At 73.2% G+C, this 1,181-nt stretch carries 2 protein-coding genes; one reads left to right on the top strand and one right to left on the bottom strand.

What is annotated here, in order from left to right:
- Positions 1–232: hypothetical protein (locus tag AB0C29_RS49470; RefSeq protein WP_360835470.1), on the top strand; the 232-nt coding region annotated here is incomplete at its 5' end.
- Here the strand turns inward: AB0C29_RS49470 and AB0C29_RS49465 are convergent.
- Complete coding sequence (locus AB0C29_RS49465) at positions 222–986, bottom strand: hypothetical protein (RefSeq protein WP_360835468.1); 765 nt, start codon at positions 984–986, stop codon at positions 222–224. The genes AB0C29_RS49470 and AB0C29_RS49465 overlap by 11 nt on opposite strands.
- Positions 987–1,181 lie beyond the last annotated feature (195 nt).

The following is a 1,181-nucleotide window of genomic DNA, read 5'->3' as shown; positions in this document are numbered from 1 at the left end:
GCGCCGCCTGCAGACCCGGGGACACCGGGTGAGCGCCGTGGACGTGGTCCACCCGAGCCTCGACGGCCGCCTGGACCTGCCCGCGGCCACCGGCACCGAGGTGGCGTGGATCGCGGCCGGTGATGCCGTGGCCGCCATCCGTGGCCGGCTGCGGTCGGGTCAGCTCCGCCGGGGACCGTCGCGCGCGGTGGCGGCGCTCGCTGCGGCCAGCGGCGGACCCCCTATCGGCTGAGCTGCTCATCGGCCACCTCGTAGGGGCGGCCCACGGCCCACACCCGGTCGAACTCGGCGACGAAGTGCCGGAACCAGCGGGCGTCACGGTCGGCGTACAGCGGCAGGGTCGGCTCCTGCGTGCCGCAGCGGTGCGAGTAGATGTCGACGCGTACCTGACCGTGCGGGGTCTCCGCGTCCACCGCCACCAGCCCGAACGCCGGGACGAAGTCGAGCAGCCGTACCTGGAGCCGGCCCGGTCCGGCCGCCGCGCGCCGGGCCAGGCCCTCCAGCAGGTCCAGGGTGGGCCGCAGCCGGTGCTCGAAGATCGCCGGGCTGTCGGCGATGGTGCTGCGTCGTGCGGCCTCGGCAACCGTCGCCGCCTCCGGCGCGATCAGAGCGATCCGTACGGTGGCCCCGGCGTCGAGCCGCTGCTGGAGGGCCGCGTAGTGGTTGCGGATCGTCCGGGCCAGGGTGACGCCCACGGCGCGGATGTCGTCGGCCGTGCCGAGATCCAGGTCCACACCGGAGGTGGACGGGGCCAGCAGCCGGTCGGCGCTGGCCCGGTCGCTCACGGTCCGGCCCAGCTCGGTGACCGAACGCGCCAGTGCTCCCAGGGTCGAGCGGCCGTGCAGGGAGCTCAAGGCCAGCAGGCCGAGCGTGGTGAGGGTGGCTCCACCGGTGACCGCGGGCCCGACCACATCAAGGGCGCCGAGCACACCGACGGCTACGGCCACCGCGATCGTCAAGACCAGATCGAGCGCACGAAACATCATGCCATCACCTCAGAGTGTCAGGGGGTACACCCACCGTAACAGACTTAGTGTCCTGTTGACACAAACCCCGGACCTAGTTATTGTGAGTTTGACAGTAAGGCGGAGGAGCCGACGGCCGAGGCGGACGACCGGCCCGGGCCCACCCGCCGCACTGGGCAGGCCGGCTTTCCAGCCGGCCCGTCGGGGACCGGCCGC

The organism is Actinoplanes sp. NPDC048791 (assembly GCF_040650095.1).
Classification (GTDB): Bacteria; Actinomycetota; Actinomycetes; order Mycobacteriales; family Micromonosporaceae; genus Actinoplanes.
Note: the sequence above shows the minus strand (reverse complement) of the source record. Positions and strands in the feature narration are given on the sequence as shown.

Coding starts and splice junctions, on each gene's coding strand:
- AB0C29_RS49465 (WP_360835468.1), bottom strand. CDS start 986: ATGATGTTTCGTGCGCTCGATCTGGTCTTGACGATCGCGGTGGCCGTA.